The sequence below is a fragment of the Candidatus Lernaella stagnicola genome, assembly GCA_030765525.1.
Taxonomy (GTDB): domain Bacteria; phylum Lernaellota; class Lernaellaia; order Lernaellales; family Lernaellaceae; genus Lernaella; species Lernaella stagnicola.
Map to the genome: position 1 here is coordinate 43,194 of JAVCCK010000005.1, position 21,669 is coordinate 64,862.

General features: G+C 58.7%; 24 protein-coding genes and 1 tRNA gene. 24 read left to right on the forward strand and 1 reads right to left on the reverse strand.

Translation table 11 applies throughout. From position 1 onward, the window contains the following. Window positions 1–227: 227 nt before the first annotated feature. From P9L99_02080 to P9L99_02100, 5 genes are all read left to right on the forward strand, one after another. Entirely contained in the window at window positions 228–1,073 is an 846-nt protein-coding gene (locus P9L99_02080; protein ID MDP8222124.1) for a glycosyltransferase, read from the forward strand. A 90-nt stretch (window positions 1,074–1,163) separates the two neighbouring features. Then, window positions 1,164–2,333 (forward strand): protein phosphatase 2C domain-containing protein, encoded by a 1,170-nt coding sequence (locus P9L99_02085; GenBank protein ID MDP8222125.1) that lies wholly within the window; start codon window positions 1,164–1,166, stop codon window positions 2,331–2,333. Window positions 2,334–2,419: 86 nt separating this feature from the next. Continuing rightward, on the forward strand, window positions 2,420–3,772 hold the full coding sequence (locus P9L99_02090) for a hypothetical protein (GenBank protein ID MDP8222126.1): 1,353 nt from the start codon (window positions 2,420–2,422) through the stop codon (window positions 3,770–3,772). Next, entirely contained in the window at window positions 3,769–4,731 is a 963-nt protein-coding gene (locus tag P9L99_02095; GenBank protein ID MDP8222127.1) for a carbohydrate kinase family protein, read from the forward strand. Before P9L99_02090 ends, P9L99_02095 begins: the two co-directional genes overlap by 4 nt. Window positions 4,732–4,937: 206 nt before the next feature. Continuing rightward, a complete protein-coding gene (locus P9L99_02100; GenBank protein ID MDP8222128.1) occupies window positions 4,938–5,462 on the forward strand; it encodes an HTH domain-containing protein in 525 nt (174 codons plus the stop codon). Between the two features lie 36 nt (window positions 5,463–5,498). Here P9L99_02100 and P9L99_02105 read toward each other — a convergent pair whose 3' ends face one another. Then, window positions 5,499–6,722, reverse strand: coding sequence for a response regulator (locus P9L99_02105; GenBank protein MDP8222129.1), 1,224 nt, complete (start codon window positions 6,720–6,722; stop codon window positions 5,499–5,501). A gap of 285 nt (window positions 6,723–7,007) precedes the next feature. On the opposite strand from P9L99_02105, the gene P9L99_02110 reads away from it, so the two are divergent. From P9L99_02110 to P9L99_02200, 19 genes are all read left to right on the forward strand, one after another. Then, the gene (locus P9L99_02110) at window positions 7,008–7,349 is read left to right on the forward strand and encodes an FHA domain-containing protein (protein ID MDP8222130.1); all 342 of its coding nucleotides are present in this window, start codon (window positions 7,008–7,010) and stop codon (window positions 7,347–7,349) included. A 39-nt stretch (window positions 7,350–7,388) separates the two neighbouring features. Beyond that, entirely contained in the window at window positions 7,389–7,766 is a 378-nt protein-coding gene (locus P9L99_02115) for an FHA domain-containing protein (GenBank protein ID MDP8222131.1), read from the forward strand. Continuing rightward, the gene (locus P9L99_02120) at window positions 7,759–8,172 is read left to right on the forward strand and encodes a hypothetical protein (protein ID MDP8222132.1); all 414 of its coding nucleotides are present in this window, start codon (window positions 7,759–7,761) and stop codon (window positions 8,170–8,172) included. The genes P9L99_02115 and P9L99_02120 overlap by 8 nt, the downstream gene beginning before the upstream one ends. Window positions 8,173–8,228: 56 nt before the next feature. Then, window positions 8,229–9,065, forward strand: a complete 837-nt coding sequence (locus tag P9L99_02125; GenBank protein MDP8222133.1) for a 4-(cytidine 5'-diphospho)-2-C-methyl-D-erythritol kinase — start codon at window positions 8,229–8,231, stop codon at window positions 9,063–9,065. A 20-nt stretch (window positions 9,066–9,085) separates the two neighbouring features. Beyond that, window positions 9,086–9,370 (forward strand): septation regulator SpoVG, encoded by a 285-nt coding sequence (gene spoVG / locus P9L99_02130; protein MDP8222134.1) that lies wholly within the window; start codon window positions 9,086–9,088, stop codon window positions 9,368–9,370. Window positions 9,371–9,492: 122 nt separating this feature from the next. Continuing rightward, window positions 9,493–9,564, forward strand: a tRNA-Gln gene (locus P9L99_02135). 201 nt (window positions 9,565–9,765) lie between these two features. Next, a complete protein-coding gene (locus tag P9L99_02140) occupies window positions 9,766–10,797 on the forward strand; it encodes a ribose-phosphate pyrophosphokinase (GenBank protein ID MDP8222135.1) in 1,032 nt (343 codons plus the stop codon). Between the two features lie 95 nt (window positions 10,798–10,892). Further along, window positions 10,893–11,576 (forward strand): 50S ribosomal protein L25, encoded by a 684-nt coding sequence (locus P9L99_02145; protein ID MDP8222136.1) that lies wholly within the window; start codon window positions 10,893–10,895, stop codon window positions 11,574–11,576. A 19-nt stretch (window positions 11,577–11,595) separates the two neighbouring features. Next, on the forward strand, window positions 11,596–12,168 hold the full coding sequence (pth, locus tag P9L99_02150) for an aminoacyl-tRNA hydrolase (protein ID MDP8222137.1): 573 nt from the start codon (window positions 11,596–11,598) through the stop codon (window positions 12,166–12,168). 53 nt (window positions 12,169–12,221) lie between these two features. Next, on the forward strand, window positions 12,222–14,288 hold the full coding sequence (locus tag P9L99_02155; protein MDP8222138.1) for a sodium-translocating pyrophosphatase: 2,067 nt from the start codon (window positions 12,222–12,224) through the stop codon (window positions 14,286–14,288). Window positions 14,289–14,546: 258 nt separating this feature from the next. Beyond that, window positions 14,547–15,332 (forward strand): 30S ribosomal protein S6, encoded by a 786-nt coding sequence (gene rpsF / locus P9L99_02160; GenBank protein ID MDP8222139.1) that lies wholly within the window; start codon window positions 14,547–14,549, stop codon window positions 15,330–15,332. A gap of 15 nt (window positions 15,333–15,347) precedes the next feature. Continuing rightward, the gene (gene ssb, locus P9L99_02165) at window positions 15,348–15,770 is read left to right on the forward strand and encodes a single-stranded DNA-binding protein (protein MDP8222140.1); all 423 of its coding nucleotides are present in this window, start codon (window positions 15,348–15,350) and stop codon (window positions 15,768–15,770) included. A gap of 43 nt (window positions 15,771–15,813) precedes the next feature. Further along, complete coding sequence (gene rpsR, locus P9L99_02170) at window positions 15,814–16,053, forward strand: 30S ribosomal protein S18 (protein MDP8222141.1); 240 nt, start codon at window positions 15,814–15,816, stop codon at window positions 16,051–16,053. Between the two features lie 28 nt (window positions 16,054–16,081). Further along, the gene (locus P9L99_02175) at window positions 16,082–17,077 is read left to right on the forward strand and encodes a DUF2232 domain-containing protein (GenBank protein MDP8222142.1); all 996 of its coding nucleotides are present in this window, start codon (window positions 16,082–16,084) and stop codon (window positions 17,075–17,077) included. Window positions 17,078–17,099: 22 nt separating this feature from the next. Beyond that, on the forward strand, window positions 17,100–17,549 hold the full coding sequence (rplI, locus tag P9L99_02180) for a 50S ribosomal protein L9 (protein MDP8222143.1): 450 nt from the start codon (window positions 17,100–17,102) through the stop codon (window positions 17,547–17,549). Window positions 17,550–17,596: 47 nt separating this feature from the next. Then, the gene (dnaB, locus tag P9L99_02185; GenBank protein MDP8222144.1) at window positions 17,597–19,015 is read left to right on the forward strand and encodes a replicative DNA helicase; all 1,419 of its coding nucleotides are present in this window, start codon (window positions 17,597–17,599) and stop codon (window positions 19,013–19,015) included. Window positions 19,016–19,061: 46 nt separating this feature from the next. Then, the gene (lptF, locus tag P9L99_02190; GenBank protein ID MDP8222145.1) at window positions 19,062–20,276 is read left to right on the forward strand and encodes an LPS export ABC transporter permease LptF; all 1,215 of its coding nucleotides are present in this window, start codon (window positions 19,062–19,064) and stop codon (window positions 20,274–20,276) included. Continuing rightward, window positions 20,273–21,352, forward strand: a complete 1,080-nt coding sequence (gene lptG / locus P9L99_02195; protein ID MDP8222146.1) for an LPS export ABC transporter permease LptG — start codon at window positions 20,273–20,275, stop codon at window positions 21,350–21,352. The genes lptF and lptG overlap by 4 nt, the downstream gene beginning before the upstream one ends. Continuing rightward, a complete protein-coding gene (locus tag P9L99_02200; protein MDP8222147.1) occupies window positions 21,349–21,663 on the forward strand; it encodes a hypothetical protein in 315 nt (104 codons plus the stop codon). The genes lptG and P9L99_02200 overlap by 4 nt, the downstream gene beginning before the upstream one ends. Window positions 21,664–21,669 lie beyond the last annotated feature (6 nt).

Sequence of the window (21,669 nt, forward strand, 5' to 3'; positions counted from 1 at the left end):
CATTGCTTGTCGGCGCTTCCGCCGCACTACCTCTCGGTCGCCGGCCCCAACCCTCGACCGCAAACCACCGCCTGACACCTTTTTTAAAGGTTGTAGATATTCCTATCTTAAGGGAGGGAAATGTCAAGACGAAAGCCGTGCCGTTGACACCCAAGCGACGCCGTGGTCTCGTATCGCCCATGCGAATTCGTGTCTTTACAGGGCTGGACGGCCGGTCCGGCGAGCGTTTGGCACGCTTGACCCGCTTGCCGGGTTTTGAGTTCCACAAGACGCCGCAGGGAGCGATCGATCTGGCGGTGACCGACGACCCGGCCATGGTCGGCGAGTTGGCGGCGGGCTTCGTGGGCAAACTGCCGCTTTGGCTGGACCTGGACGGCCACCCGAATACCGTGCTGCGAATGAAGTCTCGTCATTGGCGGGAGTTGAGCCGGGCGACGATGATCACCGTGGCGACCCGCGGGATGTGGGAAGCGGTCCGAGAGTTTCACCACGACGTATATCTCGTGCCGGACCCCGTGGAGGAAACGCCCCCGGCTCGGGTTGCCGAACTGCCTTTGCTGCGCCCGGCGATCGGCTTTGCGGGCGAGTACAACCCGTGGTGCAACATCGATTTTCTTCCGGAGATGGCGGCGCTGCGACGGGATCAACAGATCTATGTCGCGGGAGAAGCGGGTCGGCAGCGGCGTTCACGGGAAGCCGCGGCGAGGCTGCCGAATTTTCACATATTGGCCGAGGCCGAGGCCGCGTTGTGGCGTCGGTTCTCGGTGGCGGTATTTCCCTACGCGGTCGATAAACCGACCGAATACTGGCTGCCCTACGAATTGCCCGCGGCGTTGTCAGCGGGGGCGTTGGTCGTGGCCACACCGTTGACCGAATTGGCCCGCGGCGATTTGCCGATTTCGCTGGCATCACGGCCGGCGGGTTTCGCGGCCCGCGTCGCCGAATTGTTGGCCGATGCGGCGGCGGCAGCCGCGTTGCGACGGCGCGGTCGGGAGGCGGCGGCGGCCGAACATGCCCCGTCGGTAGTCGCCGAGCGCCTGCGGGCGGCGATGGCCTCAACGGGTCTGGACTGACGCGGCGCGGCGAAGAACGAGGTTTTGTTCGGTTGCGAAACGGCCGATAAGATTCTAAGGTAACCAAACGAAATTTGACGTGATGCAACCATGAATTTGATGCCCGCTAGTTCGACCCACCCAGGTCGACGCAAGTATAATCAGGATACCGTCATCGTCACCGAGGTTGAATCGCCTGCCGGTTCCTTGCGCTTGGTGGCCGTGTTGGACGGAATGGGTGGGATGCGCGCCGGCGACCGCGCCAGTCAGTTGGCCCGCGAGGTGTTCGAAGAGTCCATCGTCAACGGCTTGGCCGAACACACCCCCACCGAAAGCTATCTACGCGAACTGTTGGTTGCAGCCTGCAATCGAGCTCATCACACCGTGTACGACGAAGGTCAAAACGATCCCGAAAAAAAAGGCATGGGCACCACGTTGGTCGCGGTCGTAGAGAAGGACGGCAAATTCCTGGTGCTCAACGTCGGGGACAGTCGCGCCTACCTGTGGACACCGGAAAACGACGACCTGTCCCGCCTGACACGCGATCATTCGCTGGTGGAAGAAGCGGTGCGCATGGGGCGGCTCAGCCAGGAAGAAGCCGAGCGCAGTCCCTACGCCCACGCTTTGACCCGCGCGGTGGGCTCGGGCCCGACGCCGCAGCCCGACTTGTACCCGGAATCGGACGGATGGTTCGATTTTCCCGCCGGCGGGATGTTGTTGTTGTGCAGCGACGGCTTGACCGGCGGTCTCGGAGACGACGACATCCGCCACTACGTCGCCGGGTGCGCCGATCCCATTCGCGTCGCCGAGTGCCTGACGCGGGCCGCCTATCACGGGGGCAGCACGGACAATATCAGCACGGTGATTCTGGCGCACGAGGACTACCACGCCGTGGGTCCGCAGGTCGAGATGCCACCGCCGATCGAGTTGGACGCGCCGAAACCGACGTCGAAGAGCAGCGAAGTATTGACACCGCCGGAAACGGACGCGGTGCCGGACAAAGCGGCGCCGTTGTGGTTGAAAATCATCGTCGTTTTGTTGATCGGCGGATTGTTCGTTTTGATTTTCTGGCGGTTCAGCGCCCGCGTAGACATGGGCACAACTGTGGAGCCCCCTCCCGCTCCCACGCCGGCCCTCCAGGCTCCCGACGCGCCGCCTTCGCCGCAAACACTGCCGGCCCAAGACCTGCCTGCGGAGCCGAATCCGCCGGCCGAATCGAATGACCCAGCGCCCGCGCCGGCACCGTCGGAATCCCCCTTCGCGCCCGCCCCGACCGACTGAGCCGGATTCACTGCCTACCTTTTCTTTGTCGCCGTCGCTCATTACAATCGGCCCGCTTTGTTGAATTCGAACGCCGGGAGCGCATTATGAAATTGACCGTTGTTGGAGCCGGTGGTATTCGCATGCCGCTATTTGTTCGCAGTCTGCTGCGCCGCATTAAGCGGGGCACGCGGGTCGACACGTTGGCGATGTTCGATATCCGCCCCGATCGCCTGGAATTTATGGGGCCCCTGGCGCGCTTTTTGGCCGAAGAAGCCGGGGTCGATTTGCGCGTGGACGTGTCGCCGGACCTGGACACGGCGCTGGCGGGAGCCGACGCCGTGGTCACGACGATTCGGCCCGGCTTCGAAGAAGGGCGCATCGCCGACGAGCGCATTTGCACGGAGGCCGGGATCCTCGGGCAGGAGACGGTGGGGGCCGGCGGCTTTGCGATGGCCGTGCGGGCCATCCCGGAATTGCTGGCGATTTGCCGGCGCGCCAAGGCGGTCTGTCCCGCGGCGGTCGTCTTGAATTTCACGAATCCGGCGGGCATCGTCACCCAGGCCTTGCAGGACGCCGGGTACGCTAACGTCATCGGCATTTGCGACAGCGCCGACAACGTCAAGGATTTCGTGGCGCTGAGCTATGACATTGACCCGACACGCATCGCCACGCGCGTTTTTGGATTGAATCACCTTTCCGCCACGACGCACGTGAGCGTCGACGGGGAGGACATCACCGCAAAATTGATGGCCGACGACGCGTTCCTGAACAAATGGTTTGGGATATTCGGCGTTGATCTCGTGAGGGAGTTGGGCGCGTTTCCCAACGAATATCTTTATTATTACCTACTGCCCGAACAGGCGGTACCCAACGTGTTGGCCGAAACCGAAACCCGCGGGCAAAAAGTGAAGCGCATTACCGATCGCTTTTTCGCCGGCGCCCGCGAAGGTCGGATCGCCGAGGACCCGGCCGCGCTATTGGCGCTGCACACCCAGTGCATGTCGGATCGGGAATCGAGTTACATGGAATATGCCTGGAAAGAAACCGACGCCGGGCAGCGACCCGATCATCATCTCGCCGAGGGCGAAGGGTATGCGGGAGTGGCCCTTGATGTCATCGACGCCAAATGGACCACGCCGAAGGAAATTGCGTTAATTGTACCCAGTCGCGGTGCGGTGGATTGGCTGGCCCATTATGATATCGTCGAAATTACGTGTCGGGTCGACGCGAACGGCGCCACGCCGATCGCCCCGGATGCGGTGCCGCCGCGGTTGCGGGAGTTGGTATCTGAAATTCGCGTTTTCGAGACATTGACGGTGTTGACGGCGCGTCATCGCAGCACGCGCTTGGCCAAATGGGCGTTGGCCGCTCATCCGCTGGTAGCGATGCGCAGCGTGGCCGAGCGGGTGTTGGAGGAATTTGCCGCGACGCACCCCGCAGTCGGAGAATTGCGATGATCGACGTTCTCGTACCGGCGACCGGTTCGCCTTTCCTGGACGTGGTCTTCACCGGCCTGCCGCGGGTGCCGGTCCCGGGCGAAGAAGTGGTGGCGGACGACGTGGCCTTCGTGCCGGGCGGTAGCCTGACCGCAGCGATCGTCCTGACCCGATTGGGATACAAGGTTCTCTACGAAGCACGCCTGGGGCGCGATTTCGCCAGTTCCTTTTTGTTGGCGGCCATGGAAACCGAGGGGATGTCGACCGAGGCCGTGGTGATCGACGACGACGCCCGCGCGTGCGTGACCGTGGCGTACAATCACGGTGGCGACCGCAGTTTTTTAACCTACGCCCACCCTTCCCCGCCGCCCGATCCCCTTTTGGTGGATACTTATCAGCCGCGCGCGGTGCTCGTGGACGGTCTGCGGGTCGGTGAGTCTTGCGTGGAGGTTTTACGGCGCGCGAAGAAAATAGGCGCATTGCGCCTCGCGGACGTTCAGGACACCGCGCCGACCCTGGCTGAAACCGGGACCCGTGAACTGTTATCGGAAATCGATGTGATCAATTTGAACGAACGGGAAGCCAAGCGTTTGACCGGCGCGGCCGAGCTGGAAACGGCGCTGGCGGTTTTGGCCGATATCATTCCGACCGTGGTCTTGAAAAAAGGCGCGGCCGGTTCGGCGGCGCTGTGGGCTTGGGGTCATTCGGAATTGCCGGCGATTCCCACCGATGTGCTGGATCTAACGGGCTGCGGCGATAACTACTTCGGCGCGCTCACCGCCGCGTTACTGGATGGTTGCGTGATGGAAGAATGCCTGGCATGGGGCAACTGCGCCGGGCATCTCGCCGCACAGCATCCGGGTGGAACGGCCGGGCGTTATGACAAAGCTACGTTGACGAAATTGGTCGAGCGGCATTATGGAGACCTCATCATTCCCGACCCCTTGCGAAACGTCCAACTGGAACCCACCGAGCGCTGAAGTGTAGCGGCCGCCCTCACCGCGCGGCGGTTATCATGACAATAAATATTACGACAAGGGCTCCCGGATACCGCATCGAAAACCACGCCAAAACCTCGCGCTTCTCAGAAAAATAAAAAAAAAGATTGACATAGGGCTTAGCGTTACCAATATACGAATATACATACGTGTACAATACAACTAGAATAAGATCACAGGAGGAATTGATGAAGGACGTGGTAGCGCTCGCTAAGAAGCAAGTGGTCCAGTTGGAAAAAGAGATTGTTGAGCAGGAAAAGGAGATCGCGGAGAAGAAGAAAATCCTTGAGAAACTGCATGAGTTGTTGGTCGTAGCGGGAGCGAAGGCTCCGCAAAAACGCGGCCCCAAACCCAAGGGCGCCAAACGCGGCCCGAAACCCAAGGGCGCCAAGCGCGGCCCGAAACCCAAGGGCGCCAAGCGCGGCCCGAAACCCAAGGGCGCCAAGCGCGGCCCGAAACCCAAGGCCGATTCCGCCCCGAAAAAGCGTGGGCGCAAGGCTGCGGCGGCCGGGACTTTGCCGGCAATGATTATCGACGTGCTGGCTAAGGCCGGTAAACCGCTCAACGCCAAAGAGATCACGGCGCGTCTGGAAAAGAAGGGTTGGACGACCAAGTCGGGCGACCCGCAGGCGATGGTGTACAAGACCTTGCATCGCATCGAGAGATCCGGGGTAGTCGCAAAAGCGTCCCGGGGTTTGTTTACCGTGAATTAGACACGGATTTGAAGATCGTACGTAGAAGCCTCCGCCTCAGCGGGGGCTTTTTTGTTTCTCGACGAAGGTGAGAAGATCCAGCACGTACAAAGCGTAGGCGTATTGCAGTACCTGAAGTTCGTCCATCCCGGCCACGAGTATTGCTTGTTTGAGGCTATGGCCGGTCCGGATGGCGTCAATCACGTTCTGCAAATCCTCGCTGCTCATTTGACCCAATATTTCCGAGGCATCGGTCACGGCGAGTTTCACCGGCGCTGACAGCCGGTGGTTCTTGCCGAACACCATCATCAGACGTTCGCGGTCGTAGCAGGAACGGATGCCTTCGATCACGGCGGGTTCGACTCGAAGGCGAAACTCCTGCGCGGGTTCGACCAGGTTCGGGTCGCGCTCGAAACGAAACGTGCCGGAGCGCCAATGCCAATCGAAAAGGGAGATGACTTTTTTTAGCCGTTGTTCCAATAGGGTTTTGTGTAAGACAGATTCTTTTACCAGTTGCATGGAAAGCAGGATTTGCCCGAACAGGCCGCCGGTTCGCTGCCAGCGCTTACGCGCCCCGGAAAGTTCGTTGGGTGCTATCTCGCCCTTTTTCGCCATCATAATGCCGAGTGATAAATCGGGAATGTAGTTGCTGGAAACGTTGACGATGATCCCGTTCTCTAGGTGCACCTGCACGCGCCGAGGCGGATGGTTCAGGGTGAGTACCCCGGTATCGTGCCGACCGGCCAAGTGGCGTAGCAACCGCGCCACGGGCGTGCGGGTTAAGTTGCCGATAACTTCGGCCGGACCCGGCTTCGGATGGTCGATAGGTTTGGACGCCTGCGGTTTGGGCGGCCGCGGTTTTCTCGTGGAGGGTTTGGCCTCGCCGGCCACCGAAAGCTGATCGGGGTCAACGGTTTTCCCCAACCATTCGCTGACCTTGTTGTAGAGGTCCATGTTTTCGATCGGCCATCGGATCCAATCCTGTACGGTTTTGGCTTCGGGTTTTCGGCGATAGAAGTCAATTTCTTTGGCACTAGCCATGACAATCACGGGCGCTTCACTGTCGTAGAATTCTCGGATATCGGTGGCCATGGTCAGCGCGTCGCCGTCCGGGAGTTGCAGACGAGTGATAATCAAGCCCGGATTGAAGGCTTTGATTTTACCGAGACATTCTTTGCGCAAAGGGGCGATTTGAACCAAATAGCCAAAGTCTTCTAAGAACGTGGCCATTTTGCCCAGTAGGTCGAGGTTTTCATCAACGAGCAGCACAGTACGGTTCACAGAGGACCCCTTTTGCCGGGGGAAACTGCTTATTTCACCACGGCGACGTTGCACAAGGCTTCGGCCCGCTACCAAACGTCGGTTATCGTTATCCTATTAGATTTACAACTTGGGCATTAGAATGTCTTGGCGAATTTTCGTCAAGTCGCCTGTTTACAGGAAACAGGATGCCCCATTGGCGCACGGCGAGGAAATCGGTATACTTGGAGAGTGGTATTGAATCTTCATTTGACGCACTAACATTGCACGAGCGAAATGGTTTGGGCTATCGGTAGGGGGGTTGCCATGTACCGTCTTGAAATGACCGATGATTTAGGGCGGATATTATCGTATCCACTCAAAGAGCAAGGTGCGGTTTCGGTGGGTCGTCAAGAATCCAACGACATCGTGTTGTTGGACAAAAGCGTCAGCCGGCAGCATTGCATTTTCCATGTCGATGGTGACAGCGTCGCGATCGAGGATTCGGCGAGCGTCAACGGAGTCCTCGTTGGCGGTCAACGTATTTCGACCCGCACTCCGCTGCATCGCGGCGACGAAATCATCATTGGCGAATATCGCTTCTTTTTGCGCGTCGGCGGTAATGTCGACGACGATACGAAACAGACTTTCGTCGGCAACCTGCCCTAGACGCGCGGCGCGTTTGCAGAGACGCGAAGGAGTCCCGAGATGTCGAAAGACAAAACCGGCGGTGATACGGTGGTCATGGATGAGCATGATTTGATGGTATCGCTGTACACGAAGCAGAGCGGCCAGCAACAGCACCCGTTTTTAGAATGTGTGGAAGGTGAGGATGTGGGCAAAAGGTTTTTGATTGGCGAAGGCCGACAAGTGGTTGGCCGCAGCAAGCAGTGCCACATTCGTTTGAACGACAAGCACGTTTCGTCCCGCCATGCCGAAGTGCGACGCGGCGGCGTCGGGCTGTTGATCGAGGATCTGGAATCGGCCAACGGCACGTTTGTCAACGAACGGCGGGTGAAAAGAGCGGTGCTGGCCAACAACGATGAAATTCGCCTTGGGCAATCAACGCTCAAGGTGATTGTCTAATTACGCGCCTTTTGGCGGAAAGCATCTCGAATTGTCAGCACCGGCGCCGAATAAAAATACAGGCCCGACCGAATCCGATGCGGAATTTGGCGGCGTCTTGCCGACCGTATTGCTCGCCATCGCGATTCTTGGCTTCATTACCTTTGTCGATTACCTTCTGCGTTTGCTGACCGAGCCGCGTTTATCGGTTGTTATCTTCGCGGCCCTTTCCGGCGCGGTTCTTATTTTTTCGATGGCAATCTGGAAGCAGAAAAAAATTGGCGTTTACGGTTACGTGATTTCAATCTTAATAAGTTTCTCCTTAAAAGTGGCACTCGGGGAAGCAATTGGCTTTTCTTTATGGGAGCCTTTGAGCCTCCCGGTGCTCGCGGCTATTTTGCGCGAGAGGTGGTCGAATATGACCTGATAATATTTTCTATGTACCCCTTTGACCCCAGAAAATTATTAAGGTAAACATATAGTATGCATCAAGATGCTCCAGCTAAGATTAATCTACGTCTTGAGATTGTCGGAAGACGAGCGGACGGATACCATCTGCTGCGGTCCATTATGGTACCGATTTCCCTGGCAGATCGTTTAAGCCTCCACCTTACAAAGACTCGAGATATCGAGTTTTCCTGCGACAGCCCCAACATTCCGACCGACGGCACGAACTTGGTCGTGCGCGCGGCCAAGGCGTTGCAGCAGGCGGCCGGCGTGGATCTCGGAGCAAAGATACATTTAGAGAAGCGAATTCCGGCGTCCGCCGGGTTAGGTGGCGGTTCGTCGGATGCGGCAGCGACCCTGATGGGTTTGCGTCAGTTGTGGAAAGTGGAGATAGACGATGCGCGATTGTCGGCGTTGGCTTTGGAATTGGGCGCGGATGTGCCTTTTTTTCTGGCCGAGTCGGCGTGTCTCGCGGAGGGGGTCGGTGAGCGTTTGAATCCATATCATGTGAAAGCCGGCATCGCACTTGCGCTGGTGAAACCGGAGCGTGGATTGTCCACGCCGGAAGTTTACCGCGCGCTCAACTGGCCCTTGACACAAAAGGTGAAGCTAAATAAGCTACCGCCTTCCATCGGGGACCAGGATGCGGCTTGTGCTTTGTTGCGCAACGACCTGGAAGACCCTGCGACGCGGCTTATGCCGCAAGTGTCTGAATGCAAAGCTTTTTTGCGCGAGCAGGGAGCTGTCGGTGTGTTGATGACCGGCAGCGGTCCGACGGTCTTTGGCATTTACAACGAGCGCAAACAAGCGGAGCGTGCGTGTGAGGTTGCCAGGCAGCGAAACTGGTGGGCTTTTGCATGTGACACAGCGTAAAAGAACGTCGGGAGGGCCCCATGGAAGTCACGAATGTCCGCGTATTTCTCCGAGACGAAGATCGTCTCAAAGCCTTCGTAACCGTGACCTTCGACAACTGTTTCATCGTCCGCGACATGAAGATCATTCGAGGCCATAAGGGTCTGTTCGTGGCGATGCCCAGTAAGAAAAAGAAAGACGGCACGTTTGGAGAGGTCGCCCATCCGCTTAATGCAGAGATGCGGATGAAAATCGAGACCGCGGTGCTCGATGAGTACAATCGAGCGCTGGCGGAGGGCGATTACGCTGTCGGTGAGGAAGTGTAACCAAGCCGACGTTGGACCTCTGTCTTTCCTTTAAGATCGGCCGAGAAACCGCCCGAACGTGACAGTTCCGACCGAAAGCACAGCGTTCCGCTAAAAGAAGCGCCGAAAGAAAAACCGATTGGTGGGGCGTGGGCTAATGGTAAGCCACGGGTCTTTGGAACCCGGCATTGTAGGTTCGAGTCCTACCGCCCCAGTCAATAATGTGCGACGTTCGAACGCGCCCGACAGTTACGGTAGCATGACCGCACCGAGCGTGGTGGTTAAGGATATAGAAACAGTTATTTACATCTCGTGATTTTGCGGCATTCAAGGTGTCCCGTTTGCCATGACGGCGTAGTGGCTATCTGGCGGCGGGCGTTACGTGCGACACCCAATACGAAGGACCTTTTAGACCCATGAAAAAGGAAGCTCTTCTCGACTCTAGTTTGATTCGACTTTTCACGGGAACGGCGCACCCGCAGTTGGCCAGGGACATCGCCGCGCATTTGGCGGTGCCGGTCTCCCCGGCGACGATACGTCGATTTCGGGACGGCGAAATCGAAGTGAAGATCGGCGTCAGTGTGCGCGGGATGGATGTGTATCTCGTGCAGTCCACCTGTCCCGACGTCAATCAAACCATCATGGAACTGTTGATCATGATTGACGCGTGCAAGCGCGCCAGCGCCGAGCGAATTACGGCGATTGTGCCCTATTATGGGTACGCACGTCAGGACCGGAAGGTCGCGGCTCGTTCGCCGATCACGGCGAAGCTGGTAGCGAACCTGCTCACGACCGCCGGCGCTGATCGAGTCGTGACGGTCGATTTACACGCCGGACAGATTCAGGGGTTCTTCGATGTGCCCGTGGATAATTTGTACGCGGCCGAAACGTTGATCACTGCATTCAACGCTTGTACCGATTGTACGGTGGATGACATCGTGGTGGTCAGCCCCGACGCGGGCGGCGTGCGGCGGGCGCGTTACCTGGCTCACATGCTGGATCGCGACAGCGACAAGGAAGCGAGTTTGGCGATCATCGACAAACGGCGGACACAGCCGGGTCATGTGGCGGAAGTCAACCTCGTGGGTAACGTCGAGGGCAAGACGGCGGTGTTGGTCGACGACATTGTCGACTCGGCCGGCACGTTGTCCAAGGCGGCGGACAAACTGCGCGAAGAAGGCGCAACGCAGGTATTCGCGTGCATCACGCATCCGATTCTCAGCCCGCCCGCGGTGGAAAACCTGATGAAGAAGAGCACCGTGAATCCGAACGTGGATCGCATCGACGCGCTGATTGTCACCGACACGGTGCCGCTTCGCGAAGATGCGCGGGCATGCGGCAAAATAACGGTCGCGTCGGTCAGCGGTTTGCTGGCCCAGGCGATCATGAATGTACACTCGCGGGGCAGCGTATCGAGCTTGTTCCCCGATGTGGAATCTTACAGTTAACAACGGGCGGCGGATGGCCGTCCGATTGATTTAATCGACTCCGGGAACCTGCGGACGCGACGCGCGCTGCGGAAACCGGCTGGAAGGAATGAATTATGGACCAAGTTAAATGGACAGTGGAAAGACGTGTCGACACGGGCAAAGGCGCTAATCGCAAGCTCCGTGCCGCCGGAAAAATCCCCGGCAACGTCTACGGGAAGGATTTGCCGAACGAATCGATCACCGTCGACTATTCGTTGGTCGAGGACTTGATTCGGCGCGGCAATTGGAACCACGCCTTGATCAACCTTGACGGTGAGGGTCTTGAAGGGTTGAGCGGCAAGGTGTTCATCATCAAGGAAATGCAACGTCACCACCTCTCCGGTCGCGCCATGACCCTCGATCTGACCTCGGTGCGCTTGGACCGCAAGATTACCGTCGACGTGCCGCTGGTCATTCACGGCGCCGAGGAAATCAAGAAGACCGGCGCTCTGCTGGATGTGCAGCATCGTTCGCTGGCCGTGCAATGCCTGCCGACGCAGATCCCCTCGGAGATCGAAGTCGACGCCAGTCATTTGGAACTCGGCCAAACGCTGCACTTGCGGAATATCACGTTACCCGAAGGCGTCGAAACCGAGCTGCCGGATGATTACCCGCTGTGCACCGCGCAAAGCACGCACGGCCTGGATCTGCCGGAAGAGACGGTCGCAGCCGAAGGTGAAGAAGCCGAAGGCGAAGAGGCCGAAGGTGAAGAAGCCGAAGGCGAAGAGGCCGCCGGCGATAAAAAATCGGAAGAATAGGGAAAACAAGAGGCATGCCATGAGAATCGTCTGCGGTCTCGGTAATCCCGGCGCGCGCTATCGCCACACCCGGCACAATGTCGGGTTCGAGATTTGCGCACGTCTTGCCGAACGCATGGGCGTCTCATTTTCCCAAACGAAGTTTTCTTCGGACATCGCACAGGGCCGCGTCGGTGACGGCGCGGTCCTTTTAATGAAGCCGCAGACGTACATGAACAAATCCGGGCGCGCGGTTGCGCCGGTCCTGAATTACTACAAGCTGAGCCCGGCCGATTTGCTCGTGATCCACGACGACGCCGATTTGGATCCCGGTAGGATTCTCATCAAAAAAGGTGGTGGAACGGCCGGACACAAAGGACTAAACTCCATACGCAACTTGCTAGGTAATTCCGACTTTGATCGCTTGCGGTATGGAGTGGGACGTCCAGACGACGCACGGATGGACTTGTCCGACTACGTGTTGGCGCAAGTGTCCGAAGAAGAAAAGCGGTTTCACGAAACAAGGTTTGAAATCGCCGCCGACGCGGCTTGGCATTGGATTGTCGAAGGACCCGACGCGGCGATGAACGTATTCAACAGTATCAGCCAGTGAAACGGCGCCGAGGTACGGCGTCAGACTACGCTAGGTAAAGGAGGAGCCACGTTATGTACAATTGGGACTTTCTACCCGACTTATTGGCCTTCTTTGCTCCCCTCTTGGGAGTATACGGCCTCTACTACTCGTGGACGGTGTATCAGCGCATTCAAGCCGCTGATCCCGGCGACGAGAAAATGACCGCCTTGGCGGAAAAAATCCACGCCGGTGCGATGGTTTTCCTGAAACGGGAATACCGCATTTTGGCGATCTTCATCGCCGTCGTATTCGTCCTGCTGTGGTTGTTTATGGAATACCACTGGACGGCCGTCGCCTTCTTGTGCGGCGCCGGTGCCTCGATGGCGGCCGGTTGGTTCGGCATGGCCGCGGCGACCAGCGCCAACGTGCGCACCAGTTGGGCAGCGGCGACAAAGGGGCAAGGCGAGGCCTTGGCCATGGCGTTTGCCGGCGGCAACGTAATGGGTATGGCGATCGCGGCCCTGGGCTTGATCGGCCTGGGTCTGTTCTTCCTCTATCCGGTATTCGCTGCTGACGTACCGGCCACGTTCACAAAATTCGCCAGCATCATCAGCGGTTTCGCGATGGGCGCCAGTTCGATCGCGCTGTTTGCTCGTGTGGGTGGCGGCATCTTCACAAAAGCAGCCGATGTCGGCGCCGACCTAGTCGGCAAATTGGAAGCCGGAATTCCTGAAGACGATCCGCGCAACCCCGCTGTCATCGCCGACAACGTGGGCGATAACGTCGGCGACGTGGCCGGCATGGGCGCCGACTTGTTCGAGTCCTACGTCGGGTCGATCGTCGGTACCGTCGCCATCGCAGCGTCGATGGATATCAGTGCCAAAGGCACGCAGTTGGCCGAACACGTACGGCTCAACTTCATCGCCTTCCCGCTCTTCCTTATCATGTTCGGACTTCTCGCGTCGAAGTACGGCTCGTCGCAGATTGAGAAGCTGAAGGACCAGGATCCGTCGGCAGCGTTGAACAAGGCTACCTGGTACGCAGGCGGCGTGTTCATCGTAGCTTCCTTCGTGTTGGCGATGGTTTTCTTCGGCGGCACCGGCTGGGCGTGGGGCGCCTTCCTGGCAACGGTCTTCGGCCTGCTCGCCGGTGTGGCGATCGGCCTGCTTACCGAGTACTACACTTCCAGCAAGCCGATTGTGAAAATCGCCGAAGCCGCCCAAACAGGTGCCGCGACGACGATCATCCACGGCTTCGCCACCGGCATGGAATCGACTGCGGCGCCGGTGTTCGTCATCGCGTTGGCAATCGGCATCTCCCACTACTTCGCAGGCCTGTACGGCATTGGCCTCGCGGCGGTGGCGATGCTGGCCACGATCGGCGTGACGATGTCGGTTGATGCGTACGGTCCGGTAGCCGATAACGCCGGCGGCATCACTGAAATGGCCGGCCTGGGCGACGACGTGCGCAAGATCACCGACCGCTTGGATTCGCTGGGCAACACGACCGCCGCGATCGGCAAAGGCTTTGCGATCGGCTCGGCGGCCTTGACCGCGATTACGCTGTTCGCCGCCTTCATGACGGTGACGAAACTGGATCCGGTGGCTCTGTCGTTGAGCAACAACCTGGTTATCGTGGGCATGTTCCTTGGCGGCATCATGCCGTTCTTGCTGGCCGCAATGACGATGCGGGCTGTGGGCCGCACCGCGGGCCAGATGGTCGAAGAAGTACGGCGGCAGTTCCGTGAAATCCCCGGCATTATGGAAGGCACCGGCGAACCTGATTCGGAAACCTGTGTAGCCATCGCCACCGACGGCGCGTTGAAGGAAATGGTCCTGCCGGGTATCGCGGCGGTGATCGCTCCGATCCTCGTCGGCTTCATTGTCGGTCCGGAAGCGCTAGGTGGTTTCTTGGCCGGCGCGTTGGTCTGCGGCGTGTTCATGGCGCTGATGATGGCCAATGCCGGTGGCGCGTGGGATAACGCCAAGAAGTACATCGAAGAAGGTAACTTCGGCGGCAAGGGCTCCGACGCGCACAAAGCGGCGGTCGTGGGCGACACGGTCGGCGATCCCTTCAAAGACACCAGCGGCCCGGCCATGAACATTCTCATCAAGCTGATGAGTGTTGTAAGCCTGGTGATCGCACCGTTACTCGTGTAATCAACGATATACAAAACGCAAAGGCGGCCCTTCGGGGTCGCCTTTTTTTTGGCCTTGAGCTTCGGCGGCCCGGGCCGCGCGGTTGCTGCTTGGTATTTGTTTGAAAAAGACCGGGACCGGCCTTGCAAAGGCAGAAGAGGTTGTGTATGTTTCCGCCCTCTTGGTTTTGGTTTTTACAGAGCCAAAGCGTAGTCGATGTCTCCTTGCTCCAGGCTGCGTTTGTAATGCTTGGGGCCGCAGTGGCCGAAAGGAGGACCGATGCTGCGAAAATATGAGACCCTCTATATTCTGAAACACGATAGCGCTCCGGAAAAAACCGACGCCGCGCGCGCCAAATTCTGTGACATCATCACGGAAAATGGCGGGTTTGTGGTGAAGGAAGACGTCTGGGGTAAAAAGAAGCTCGCATTCGAGGTCAAGAAGTGCAGTAAGGGCGTCTACGTTCTACTGACTTTTGTCGCCGAGCCGACCTTGATCGCCGAATTGGAGCGTAACCTCAAAATCCACGCCGAAGTCATCCGTTTCTTGACCGTCAAGATCGCCGATAAGATCGACGTTGAGACCGAGCGGAGTGAGCAGGAGCGTTGGATGGCCGATGTCGCCAAACGGGAAGCCGAGCGTCTCGCCAGGGCCGAAGCCGAAGAAGCCGCGGCCACTGCGAGTGCCGAGAAACCTGTGTCTGAGGACAAACCTGTGTCTGAGGACAAACCTGTGTCTGAGGACGAACCTGTGTCTGAGGACAAGCCTGTGCCTGAGGACAAACCTGTCTCTGAGGACAAGCCTGTGCCTGAGGACGAACCTGTCTCTGAGGACAAGCCTGTGCCTGAGGACGAACCTGTGTCTGAGGACAAACCTGTGTCTGAGGACGACGACGATGACAAAGACGACGACGACAAAGATGACGATGATGATGACGACGATGATGACAAAGACGACGACGATGATAAAGACGATGACGATGATAAAGACGACGATGACGACGACGATGATGATGACGACACCGAGGTAACGAAGTCGGAAGACAAAAAAGAAACCGACGATTAATAAAGGAAGTGTGTCGTGGCCAGTTTTAATCGCGTCATTTTGATGGGTAACTTAACCCGCGATCCGGAAATTCGTTATACCGGCGGCGGTACGGCGGTCGTAAAGATTGCGTTGGCCGTAAACCGTCGGGTCAAAAAGGGTGACACCTGGGAAGACGAGGCCCACTTCTTCGACGCCGTGATGTTCGGCAACCGCGCTGAAGCACTGTCGAAATATGTGGGCAAAGGCGACCCTTTGCTCATCGAGGGCGAGTTGGTCCAGAACCGCTGGGAAAACCAACAGGGTGAGAAGCGCAGCAAGGTTGAAGTGCGGATTTCGGACTTCTCCTTCGTCAGCTCCCGCGGTGAAGGGGGTTCCCGGCGCTCGAGTGAACCCTCACGCAGCGCCAATGTCGACGATGCGCCACCCTCGTTTGAAGATGACGATATTCCGTTTTAAGTGACATCAAACGCGGCCCTTTGCGGCCAGTGGAGGAAATACGATGATTCGTGGTCGGAAACGTGGATTCGGTCGACGTCGGGTGTGCCAGTTTTGCGCCGACCCGACTATTGTGATTGACTATAAAGACCCGAAAATGCTCTCGCGCTTTATAACGGAGCGCGGCAAGATTATTCCGCGTCGCATCACGGGAGTTTGTGCCAAGCACCAACGCAAGCTTACGATGGCGATCAAGCAAAGCCGTCACATCGCGTTGATGCCGTACACTAGTTCGACGGTGTAGGCGGGGTTACGCACGGGGGGCGCGGACCGTGGGGACAACGGAGTTGCTCGCGTTTTTGATCGGCAATTTTCTTTTTGCCGGTCTGCTGGTGACTCCGGTGGTCGTCGTAAGTGTGGCGCGTCGCGCGGGGTTCAGGCGCAGCCTGATTCTCGCGGCCGGTTTGGGAGTATTCGTCGGCCTATTGGCGGCGATTGTGCCGGACGCAAGTTGGACGACTGTGGCTGGCGCCGGGTTGGCAATCGGCGTAGGAATCGCCGGACTCGGCATTGTTCTTTGGCATTACGGTAGCAAATCCATCGCGGTGGATCGCTTGTTCATCGGAGCGGCAGCGTTCGCTTTCTTGGGCACGGTGGGACAGTACTTGGCCCTGCAGGTGCTCTCCGGGCACAGCTTGGTGGACGTCGGTTTCACCTGGCTGATTCAGCTCCGGCTCTCCTTCGATCAATACATCGTGATGTTGAGTTCGCAGATCAGCGGCGAGCAACTGGCCGATCTCAATGCTCTCAAGGCTCAGAAACATCTGTTGGTGTGGACGATCTTTCGGGTATTGCCTTCCATGGCAACCTTTGCCATCGTGGGTTTGGTGTTGGTCAACGTGCTGTTGGCGCGGCGGATTTTGCCGGCGTTACGAGATGCGGAGTTTAACCGCTGGCGCGTTCCGGATATCGCCGTCTGGGCGGTACTTTTACCGGCACTTGGTTTGCTGCCATACTTGATCCTGCCCATGGTAGGTCGTGATACGGATGCAGTGGCGCCATTGTTCTACGTCTGTTTGAACTTGGTGCTCATCTCGCTGGTCCCGTACGTTTTGCAGGGACTGGGTGTGATGTCGTTTTTCATGAAGCGGTGGCGTTTCCCGCGCTTGTTGCGGGGGTTGACCTACTTCATGGTCTTGACCCAAGGTTTGCCGGCAGTCGTGCCGGTCCTGGGATTGATGGAATTTTGGACCGACTGGCGGGGCCGGTCGGTGGCGCGCGACGCCGCGCAGCGGGATCAAGACGAAAAGGAAAACAACGGGACTTAGCTTCGGATACGGAGGCAATACGATGAAGGTCATCTTGAGTGCGGACGTAATCGATTTAGGAAACATCGGCGAAGTCGTCAATGTGAAGGATGGGTACGCCCGCAATTTCTTGATCCCCAAAGGACTCGCGGTGGAGGCCACGACGCGCAACGTCGCTCGGCTGCAGCACGAGCACACGCGGATCGAAGCCAAAATGAAACGCGTCATGGCCGACGCGGAAACGCTGGCCAAGCGCATCGAACAAGCACAAGTGCGCATCACCGCCAAAGTCGGCGAAGAGGAACGTCTCTTCGGCTCGGTAACCAGCGCGATGATCGCTGAAAAGTTAGCCGAGGCCGGCTTGGATATCGATCGCCGGAAAATCCAATTGGCCGAGCCGATTCGCACCACCGGCGTGTTTACCGTCACAGTCAAAGTGCACCGCGACGTTAATGCCGAAGTCAAAGTGTGGGTTACCGCCAAGGAAGCGTGATTCCCGCCGCTTGCGGCTGACCGCACCGAAAGGAGCAGGAGCACGCGATGGCAGGTCCGCCGCTCAGACGCAACGTCACCCCCATTGAACGACGCGTTCCTCCCAACAGCGAGACGGCCGAAGTGGCCGTGCTCGGCGGCATCCTATTTCAACAAGACAAAATCGACGTCGTCCGTGACTTCGTAAGTCCGGGCGATTTCTACTCGCCCCGCCATCAGAAGATATTCGATGTGCAATGCACGCTGCGCGAAAAAAACCTGCCCATCGATCCGGTGACGCTCAAGAACGCCCTCGCCGAGCGAGGCATGCTCGATGAAATCGGCGGCGTGGAGTACATCGACCGGATCGAAGAAGAAGTCTACACCGCCGCCAACATCGCCCATTACGCCACGATCGTCGCCGAAAAGGCGCTGCTACGCCGCTTGTTGGCGGTGACGCAATCCATTCAAGGCACAATTTTCGAGGGCCGTAGCGAGGACGAGGAAACCCTCGACACGCTGCAGATCGTCGATCAGGCGCAGCGGCTGGTTTTCGACGTCACGCGCGAACGGGTTGGCTCGCCCTACGAGTCGCTGGAACACGTTATCAGCGACGCCCTGCGCTACGTCGACGAACGCGCGGAGCACGGTGGCGGATTGGCCGGACTGGCCAGCGGCTTCGCCGACCTGGACCGTCTGACCAACGGTTTCAAGCCCGGCGAATTGGTGATCGTCGCCGCCCGCCCGGCGATGGGTAAAACGAGCCTGGCGCTAAACGTGGCGCTCAACATGGCCGTTGCGGAACGGAAACCGGTGCTGTTTTTCTCACTGGAAATGAGCGCCATTCAACTCGGGCTGCGCCTGCTGACCAGTTGGGCCCGCATCCCCGCCGACAGAGTGCACAAGTCCAAGTTGTCCGATCAGGATTACACGCAAATCGCCAATGCCGCGGGGGAACTGGGCGAATTGCCGCTCTTCGTCGATGACAGCGCGGGCACCAACGTGAACACAATCAAGGCCAAGGCCCGCCGGTTGCGCGCCGACAAGGGCGACATCGCCATGATCGTGGTCGATTACCTGCAGATCATGACCAGCGCGCGGCGGATCGACAGCCGCGAGCAGCAGATCGCCGAAATCAGCCGCAGCTTGAAAGCCATCGCCAAGGAGCTGGAGTGCCCGGTGATGGCGCTGGCGCAGCTCAACCGGGCGTTGGAGTCCCGCGACAACAAGCGGCCCCGCCTTTCCGACTTGCGGGAATCCGGAGCGCTGGAGCAGGACGCCGACATCGTCATGTTCCTGTATCGCGAAGCGGTCTATTGGACCAAGGATCAACTGCAGGACGATCGCGCCAAGCCCGGCAACGACCAGAAGGAAAACGTGACCGAATTGATCATCGGCAAAAACCGCATGGGGCAGACCGGCCTGCTCGGTCTCTATTTCCACCGGGAATATACCCGTTTCGAAAGCTACGAGCTGGAAGACTTCTAATTCAGGAATTTGTCATCCCTTCGGCAAGCCGCTACACTCTCAAACCATGAGCCGCACCCTTTTTCGCTACCTCGTCTTCGAGGTGCTCGGGCCGTTTGTCATCGGCTTGGTGATCCTCAGCTTCGTGCTGCTGATGTTTCAGTTGCTGAAGCTCACCGAGTTGATCGTTTCCTATGGTGTCGCGCTGGCCGACATCGGCCTGCTGCTCGCTTATATTTTCCCGCCCTTTTTCACGTTTACGATTCCGATGAGTTTCTTGTTGGCGGTGCTGCTGGCCGTCAGCCGGCTGTCCTCGGAAAGTGAAATCACGGCGATGAAGGCCGGCGGCATCGGCCTGGTGCAACTCTATCCACCGATCCTTTTTCTCAGCATCGTGATGGCCGTCGCGACGGCTTTCCTTGCGCTTTACGCCGACCCGTGGGGTAAGGCGGGTTTCAAAAACATGCTCATCGAATTGGGACGCCAAAAGGCGACGGTGGCCATCGTCGAGCATGTGTTCAACGACTCGCTGGAGGACATGACGCTCTACGTGCATCACCTGGTGCCCGAGGAAGACAAGATGGAGGGCATCTTCCTGGCCGACCAACGGCAGCAAGACGCGCCGATCATCGTCACCGCCGCGCTCGGTCGCCTGCTCGACAGCGGCCGCGAGGATACGCTGCTGCTGGAGTTGGAGGACGGCGTCGTTCACCGCACCGACCCGGGGGAACCGGGCGTTTATGAAACGGTCCAGTTTCGCACTTATCGCATTCAGGTCGACCTGGGCGAGGTGATGGGCGGCGGGGACAAGCTTCGCCACACCTACCTGGAAATGGATATGGGGGAATTGGCGGCGTACGTCGCGAGCTTGGAGGGCACGGACAAAGATTACGAACGGCGCCGCGCGTGGACCGAGTACCATCGGCGCATCGCCATGCCTTTCGTGTGCCTGGCCTTCGGTTTGATCGCCCTGCCGTTGGGTATCAGCCCGCCGCGTTCCGGGCGCAGCCGCGGCTTTTCGACCAGCATCGTGGTGCTGTGCGTTTACTACCTGCTGTTTCGCGCCGGGGAGAACATGGGTTGGAAGGGCCTCGTGCACCCGGCGGTTGCGATGTGGGTTCCCAACGTCTTGATGGTTGCGTTCGGGGCGTACCTGCTGCAGCGCAAGGCGAACGAGCGGCCGATCTGGCTGCTGGAAAAAGCGTCGAAATGGTCCGCCGCGACGGGAGCCTGGTTCCGCGCGAAATTCGGCGTTCGTCGCGACGGGGAAAGCGACTCATGAGCGTGCTGGCCCGCTACGTGTCGCGCGAATTTCTCAGGCTCTTCGGGCTATGCCTGGGCGCACTGATCGTCATTTACCTGGTGTTCGACTTCATCGACCGCGCGGGCAACTTCTTCCGCAGCGACCCGGCTTTCGTGCACGTGCTGCTCTACTTCCTGTACAAGATACCGACTATCGTTTTCCAACTCCTGCCGGTATCGGTGTTGCTTTCGACGCTGCTGGTGCTGGCGATCATGTCGCGCAACAGCGAGATCACGGCGATGAAGGCCGGCGGCGTATCGGTGCCGACGATTGTGCTGCCGATTCTGCTGTGGTCGCTGGTGCTCGCCGGCGGCGCGTTTGCGATCAACGAGTTCGTCGTCCCGGCGGCCACCACGAAAATGAAGTACGTGAAGAAGGTCTACATCAAAAAGCAGGAATGGCGCGTCAAAATCCGTGACAAGGATTTCTGGTACAAAAGCCCCGGCGCCATTTATCGCATCGGTCGTTTTCGCCCGGAGGAAAACTCGTTGCATCGCCTGCAGATCTACCGTTTCGACGAGGGCTTCTCGCTGCGGGAGCGCATCGACGCCGAGCGCGCCGTGTGGGCCGATGACCAATGGCGGGCCGTCTCCGGCGTGGTCCGGAAATTCGATCGCGGCCGGTTGCTGTCCGAAAGCGCTTTCGAGGAACAAGCCATCGACCTGCCGGAAACCCCCGAGGATCTGTTGATATACCGCAAGGACCCGGAGCAAATGGGCGTGCGCGACTTGCTGGCCTATATCAACGACCTGAAATCCGAAGGTTTCGACGTGCGCAAGTATCGCGTGGACCTGCACGGCAAGATCAGCTTCTCATTGGTCACGGCGATCATGGCGCTGCTGGGCATTCCGTGGGCGATTCGCAGCGGCCGCCAGGGAGGCGTCGCGTTCGGTATCGGCTTGGCGGTGATCATCGGCGTGGTCTATTGGATCGTACTGGGATTCGCGCTCGCCCTGGGTCGTTCGGGCGCCCTGCCCGTTTTGGTGGCGGCGTGGGGACCGCACGTGCTCTTCGGCGTGGCGGGAATCGTGGCGCTGATACGGACACGATCATGATGGTTCGTTTTCTCAAGCGGGTGATCCTCTCGGCGATCATCACGGCGGCGATTGTCGCGGCGCTGATGGCCGTGGCGCTGCAGTTTCAAGGCGGTCGCGATTTCTTCTCGTCGGGAAGCGGCCGCATTGCGGATCTATGGAAGAATCTGGTTGAGGGCGGCGATATGACGCTCGAGGACTTGGGGGATGATTCGCCGGACGATTCGTTTTTACACAACGCAAGAAAAAACACGGAAGCTTTTCAAGACAAGATCGATAAAAACTACCAAGACGCGATCGACGCGGTGGCAACCAGCCCAACGCCGCAATAGACGCGG

Bases quoted from the DNA above. Each gene is read 5' to 3' on its own strand.
- rplI (MDP8222143.1), top strand. From the start codon at position 17,100: ATGAAGGTCATCTTGAGTGCGGACGTAATCGATTTAGGAAACATCGGC.
- lptG (MDP8222146.1), top strand. From the start codon at position 20,273: ATGAGCGTGCTGGCCCGCTACGTGTCGCGCGAATTTCTCAGGCTCTTC.
- P9L99_02095 (MDP8222127.1), top strand. From the start codon at position 3,769: ATGATCGACGTTCTCGTACCGGCGACCGGTTCGCCTTTCCTGGACGTG.
- spoVG (MDP8222134.1), top strand. From the start codon at position 9,086: ATGGAAGTCACGAATGTCCGCGTATTTCTCCGAGACGAAGATCGTCTC.
- P9L99_02125 (MDP8222133.1), top strand. From the start codon at position 8,229: ATGCATCAAGATGCTCCAGCTAAGATTAATCTACGTCTTGAGATTGTC.
- P9L99_02100 (MDP8222128.1), top strand. From the start codon at position 4,938: ATGAAGGACGTGGTAGCGCTCGCTAAGAAGCAAGTGGTCCAGTTGGAA.
- P9L99_02200 (MDP8222147.1), top strand. From the start codon at position 21,349: ATGATGGTTCGTTTTCTCAAGCGGGTGATCCTCTCGGCGATCATCACG.
- P9L99_02145 (MDP8222136.1), top strand. From the start codon at position 10,893: ATGGACCAAGTTAAATGGACAGTGGAAAGACGTGTCGACACGGGCAAA.
- P9L99_02140 (MDP8222135.1), top strand. From the start codon at position 9,766: ATGAAAAAGGAAGCTCTTCTCGACTCTAGTTTGATTCGACTTTTCACG.
- pth (MDP8222137.1), top strand. From the start codon at position 11,596: ATGAGAATCGTCTGCGGTCTCGGTAATCCCGGCGCGCGCTATCGCCAC.
- P9L99_02110 (MDP8222130.1), top strand. From the start codon at position 7,008: ATGTACCGTCTTGAAATGACCGATGATTTAGGGCGGATATTATCGTAT.
- P9L99_02155 (MDP8222138.1), top strand. From the start codon at position 12,222: ATGTACAATTGGGACTTTCTACCCGACTTATTGGCCTTCTTTGCTCCC.
- rpsR (MDP8222141.1), top strand. From the start codon at position 15,814: ATGATTCGTGGTCGGAAACGTGGATTCGGTCGACGTCGGGTGTGCCAG.
- rpsF (MDP8222139.1), top strand. From the start codon at position 14,547: ATGCTGCGAAAATATGAGACCCTCTATATTCTGAAACACGATAGCGCT.
- P9L99_02085 (MDP8222125.1), top strand. From the start codon at position 1,164: ATGAATTTGATGCCCGCTAGTTCGACCCACCCAGGTCGACGCAAGTAT.
- P9L99_02090 (MDP8222126.1), top strand. From the start codon at position 2,420: ATGAAATTGACCGTTGTTGGAGCCGGTGGTATTCGCATGCCGCTATTT.
- dnaB (MDP8222144.1), top strand. From the start codon at position 17,597: ATGGCAGGTCCGCCGCTCAGACGCAACGTCACCCCCATTGAACGACGC.
- lptF (MDP8222145.1), top strand. From the start codon at position 19,062: ATGAGCCGCACCCTTTTTCGCTACCTCGTCTTCGAGGTGCTCGGGCCG.
- P9L99_02115 (MDP8222131.1), top strand. From the start codon at position 7,389: ATGTCGAAAGACAAAACCGGCGGTGATACGGTGGTCATGGATGAGCAT.